The sequence below is a fragment of the Streptomyces sp. NPDC002265 genome (assembly GCF_040296125.1).
Classification (GTDB): domain Bacteria; phylum Actinomycetota; class Actinomycetes; order Streptomycetales; family Streptomycetaceae; genus Streptomyces.
The window spans coordinates 1-4,319 of record NZ_JBEOWS010000541.1; the positions used below are offsets into that span (position 1 = coordinate 1).

A 4,319-nucleotide genomic window follows, 5' to 3' on the forward strand; every position below is an offset into this window, starting at 1 on the left:
GTCGAGGGGGCCACCCGGTGAGGCGGTCGGGCGCGCGCACGGCGCGTACGCGACCTCGTACCGCGGCGGTGCCCCGGTGGCCGGGTCACCCGTGCGCCGGCACCGCGGGGGCCGGGCGGGCGCGTACCCAGCCGAACAGCACCACCGAGCACAGGGCCGCGAGGGCGCACCAGGTCGAGACGAACTCCAGGCGCCACAGCGCCCAGCAGACCGACGCGCCGACGGCGACCAGGACCCCCAGCCACAGCAGCCGCCGGTCGCCGGACAGCAGCAGCGAGCCCACGGTGGCCAGCAGGTAGCCCGCGACGAGCACGGGCGCATGGGACAGGCCGAGGACGTAGCCGACCGTGTGACCGCGGATCTCGGCCGTCACCGTCCTGGTGGCCAGGGCGTACCCGAGCGCCGCGGCGGTGAGCACCCCCGCGGCCAGGGGCAGCGCCAGGCGCCGGCGGGCGGCCGGCGGGGCGGCGCACAGCACCGCGACCGGCATCCACAGCGCCAGCAGGGGCATCGCGATCACGGCCCAGACGACCGTGGCGGGTCCGCCGCCCCCGCCCGAGTGCCAGACCACCGCCTCCACGAGCTGGTGCGCTCCGAGCAGCAACGGCAGTGCGGCCAACGGCAGTTCCCGGCGGTCGCGGACCCGCGTCACACAGGCCGCCCCGACCGCCGCGACCGCGGTGCCCGCCACGAGGTCGGCAGTCGCGCTCCAGCACATCAGGCCACCCCGGCTTCGTCGTCGGATCCGTGCGCTTCGCCGCAGGCCACGCTGTGTCTCTCCCCGGTGGAGGCGGGGGTGCCGGTGACCGGCGCCCCCGAGGATGATTGGCTGGCCCAGGCCACCACACCACAACCCGGCTCCGCCGGACCGCAGGAGGACTTCGCCACCATGAGCAGCCCCTACACGTACGAGTACAAGGTCGTCACCTTCCGGGAGTCGCTGATCGGCGACGCGCTGGACAGCGACAAGCTGGAGAAGGTCCTGAATAAGCACGCCGAGGACGGCTGGGGTCTGAAGGCCATCACCGCCGCCGACGTCAAGGGTCGCATAGGTCCCGGCGCCGTCGAGGGACTGCTGCTGACCTTCGAGCGTCCGCGCGGATAACACCCCCTGACGCAAGGGCTGTCGGGCCCACCACGGCGGTCGGCGCGACCCCTCGCGCCGACCGTCACCGCATTGAAGGCAGTTGACGGAACATCAGTCACTGCTTCACTTCGCCGGCGAACGGGCCGTCGGCGCCGAAGACCAGCCCGGCGAAGCGCTCGCCGATGCGCCGGTGGGCGGCCGGGCCCGGATGCAGCAGGTCGGGCAGCGGCAGTTCGGCGAAGTCCGCCGCGCCGTACAGGTCGAGACCGTCGAGATGATGCAGATGAGGGTCGTCGGCCGCCCGTTCGGCGACGATCCGGGCGAGTTCCTCCCGGATGACCCGGAGCGTCAGTTTCCCGGCGGCCCGCTCGGCGGGATCACCGGCCGCCCGGAACGTCATCCTGCCGTCCTCGAAGTCCGGGAAGGTGGGCCCCGGGGTGTCCTCGTGCAGGGGGCAGTGGATCGGCGAGACGACCAGCAGCGGCGTGGTCGGGTGCCCCTCGCGGACGGTGTCGAGGAAGCCGTGGACCGCCGGGGTGAAGGCACGCAGCCGCATCAGGTCGGCGTTGACCAGATTGATGCCGATCTTGACACTGATCAGATCGGCGGGGGTGTCGCGCAGCGCGCGGGCGGTGAACGGGTCGAGCAGGGCGCTGCCGCCCAGCCCCAGGTTGACCAGCTCCACACCGGCGAGGGAGGCGGCGAGCGCGGGCCAGGTCGTGGTGGGGCTCTCGGCGTTGGAGCCGTGGCTGATCGAACTCCCGTGGTGCAGCCACACCTTGCGGCCCCGGTCGACCGCCGGCTCGACGGGCGCGTCCGTGCGTACGGCGATCAGCTCGGTGATCTCCGTGTACGGCAGCCAGATCTCGATGTCCTTCTCGCCGGAGGGCAGTTCGCCGAACCGGACGCTGCCGACCGGTCCGGGCCTGGTCTCCCGGGTGCCGGTGGTCATGTCCACGCTCATCACGTTCCCGCCGGACGCGACGGCCCGGCCGGCCGGACGGCCGTCGACGAGCAGGTCGTACACGCCGTCCGGGCGGGCCGGCAGGCCCGGGTACTCCATTTTGGTCGGCAGGACGTCCAGTTCGACGGTGCTCGCCCGGGTACGGAAGACCAGCCGCACACCGGACGGCTGCGCCTCCGCCATGGCGAGCTGCTCGTCGGAGCACTGCGCACGGGCGCGGGCGGGCAGCCGGTGCGGCAGCAGGCCCCGCTCGGTGCGTTCCAGTTCGAGGGCCCCGCGCACGAGCTCCGCGGTGACAGGTGTGGTGATCCAGTCCGTGGCCGGGCCCGCCGCGGCGGATCCGGTGGTGTCGTCGCGCTCGGTGGTCATGATCGCAGCGTGCCAACCGGATACCCGCTTCCGCAAATGTTTCCGGCCGGAGTCCCGGCGGGCCGCGGGGGTTCCAGCCGTCCGGTACCCCAAGGTGGCTGCTGTTCGGATGGTCGGCGAACCACCGATGAGTTCCGTCGGCCGGGTCGGTCTACCCCGACGTACGCCATCGAGACACCGACTGGAGACCCATCATGACCGCTCCCGCACATCCCGGCCGCATGCTGTTCGTGAACATGCCCGTGGCGGACCTCGAACGCAGTAAGGAGTTCTTCGCGAAGCTCGGGTTCGGCTTCAACCCGAAGTTCACCGACAAGACCGCCGCCTGCATGCTGGTCGGCGAGCACGCCTTCGTCATGCTGCTCACCCGCGAGAAGTTCGCGGAGTTCTCGAAGCTGCCGATCGCCGATCCCCGCACGCACGCGCTGGCGCTGTACTGCTTCAGCGCATCGTCCCGCGCCGAGGTCGACGCGGTCGGCGCCGCCGCACTCGCGGCGGGCGCCACCGAGGCGGACGACGTGGAGGACTACGGCTTCATGTACTCACGCAGCTTCTACGACCTCGACGGCCACGGTTGGCAGGTCATGTGGATGGACCCGGCGGCGGTGGAACAGGGCCCCGAGGAATTCGCGGCCTCCGCCCAGGCCACCCAGGCCGCCGAGGCCTCGGCGTGAGGTTCGACGGGCGGCCCCGGCGCATCGGGTCCGCCGCCTCGCGCCGCAGGCATCGGCCGTCGGCTCGGCGGGGTAGTTGAGAGTTGCAGGATTACAACTGGATCACTGTCTTCACTGATCCCCCACATCTGACGGGCCTGCGTGGATAGTTTCGCCCTCTCATGTACTGAAACAGGGGGGTCCCGTGAGCTACTACCAGCCCCAGCCGCCGTTCCAGCCTCCGCCCGGACCGCCGGCCGTCCGTCCCGCACCGAAGTGGGCCCGCAAGCGATACGTACTGCCTGCACTGGGCCTGGCGTTCATCATCGGCGCGGGCGGCGCCGGCGGCGACGGTGAGAGCACGAACGCGACGAAGTCGGTGGCAAGCGACAAGGTGCGGCCGACGGCCACGGTCACGGTCACCGCGACAGCCACGGCGACGGAGACCGCGAAGCCGCAGCCCGCGCCGACGGTGACGAAGACGGTCAAGGTGAAGGTGACTGTCACCGCGCACGCCGCTGCCGCAGGGTCTGGAACGGGCGGCAGTTCGACGTCCGGCGGATCGTCGTCCAGCGGCGGGTCCGGCTCGTCGGGCGGTTCCACTTCCGCGGGCGGCGGTGCGACTGCTCTGTGCAATGACGGTACGTACTCGTACGCCGCTCACCATCAGGGGGCCTGCTCGCATCACGGTGGTGTCGATGTCTTCTACCGATAGCCGACGTCCCCGGCCGGCGCTTCGATCGGTGGCGTGATCACGAGACCGGCTGCCCTGCTGAACCGGGTGGCCGGTCCCGCGTCTTCGGTCCCGGAACAACTTGGACGCAGTCGCCGCCGCGGGCCGGAGCAGGGGCGTCCCTGATGGGGTGCGCTTTCTGTTTCGGGAAGCGGGGGACCTCCCAGCGCGTCTGCCTGCATCCTGGATCGAGCATGAGGGGGAATGTCGGGAATGATGCGCCATCCACGGGCGCAGTCCGGGGTCCGTGGAGCGGGCACAGGGGGCGTGGGACGGCAATGTTCAAGGCCCTGGAGCCGGCGGACCCGCGGCAGGTGGGGCGCTACCGGGTCGTGGCACGGCTCGCCGCCCTGGCTGGCCATCGTCCAGAAGGTCGTTCCACTGCCCGGCTCGAACGTTTCGCCGTCGGACGTCATCGCCCGACGGTACCGCGACGGTCGGGCGGTAACGGCCCCTGGCCGCCGCTGCGTTGCGTCTGAGTCCGGCCTGCGGCTGAGGGCCGCCATCCGCGGT

Annotated in this window: 6 protein-coding genes; 3 read left to right on the top strand and 3 right to left on the bottom strand. The window is 71.7% G+C overall.

Translation table 11 applies throughout. From position 1 onward, the window contains the following. Nucleotides 1-85: 85 nt before the first annotated feature. Nucleotides 86-718, bottom strand: a complete 633-nt coding sequence (locus tag ABT085_RS44360) for a DUF6629 family protein (protein WP_351622326.1) — start codon at nt 716-718, stop codon at nt 86-88. A 78-nt stretch (nt 719-796) separates the two neighbouring features. Here ABT085_RS44360 and ABT085_RS44365 point away from each other — a divergent pair, with 78 nt between their 5' ends. After that, a complete protein-coding gene (locus ABT085_RS44365; RefSeq protein WP_351622329.1) occupies nt 797-1,105 on the top strand; it encodes a DUF4177 domain-containing protein in 309 nt (102 codons plus the stop codon). Between the two features lie 97 nt (nt 1,106-1,202). On the opposite strand, the gene ABT085_RS44370 is transcribed toward ABT085_RS44365, so the two are convergent. After that, the gene (locus ABT085_RS44370) at nt 1,203-2,420 is read right to left on the bottom strand and encodes a GDSL-type esterase/lipase family protein (protein ID WP_351622332.1); all 1,218 of its coding nucleotides are present in this window, start codon (nt 2,418-2,420) and stop codon (nt 1,203-1,205) included. A gap of 194 nt (nt 2,421-2,614) precedes the next feature. Between ABT085_RS44370 and ABT085_RS44375 the strand changes: the two genes are divergently transcribed. Further along, a complete protein-coding gene (locus ABT085_RS44375; RefSeq protein WP_351622335.1) occupies nt 2,615-3,094 on the top strand; it encodes a VOC family protein in 480 nt (159 codons plus the stop codon). A 192-nt stretch (nt 3,095-3,286) separates the two neighbouring features. Here ABT085_RS44375 and ABT085_RS44380 read toward each other — a convergent pair whose 3' ends face one another. Continuing rightward, a complete protein-coding gene (locus ABT085_RS44380) occupies nt 3,287-3,709 on the bottom strand; it encodes a hypothetical protein (RefSeq protein ID WP_351622338.1) in 423 nt (140 codons plus the stop codon). Between ABT085_RS44380 and ABT085_RS44385 the strand changes: the two genes are divergently transcribed. Then, nucleotides 3,702-3,788, top strand: a complete 87-nt coding sequence (locus tag ABT085_RS44385; RefSeq protein WP_351622341.1) for a DUF3761 domain-containing protein — start codon at nt 3,702-3,704, stop codon at nt 3,786-3,788. The genes ABT085_RS44380 and ABT085_RS44385 overlap by 8 nt on opposite strands. The last annotated feature ends 531 nt before the right edge of the window (nt 3,789-4,319 follow it).

Excerpts from the sequence above, each read along its gene's own strand:
- ABT085_RS44360 (WP_351622326.1), bottom strand. The coding sequence starts at position 718 with ATGTGCTGGAGCGCGACTGCCGACCTCGTGGCGGGCACCGCGGTCGCG.
- ABT085_RS44375 (WP_351622335.1), top strand. The coding sequence starts at position 2,615 with ATGACCGCTCCCGCACATCCCGGCCGCATGCTGTTCGTGAACATGCCC.
- ABT085_RS44370 (WP_351622332.1), bottom strand. The coding sequence starts at position 2,420 with ATGACCACCGAGCGCGACGACACCACCGGATCCGCCGCGGCGGGCCCG.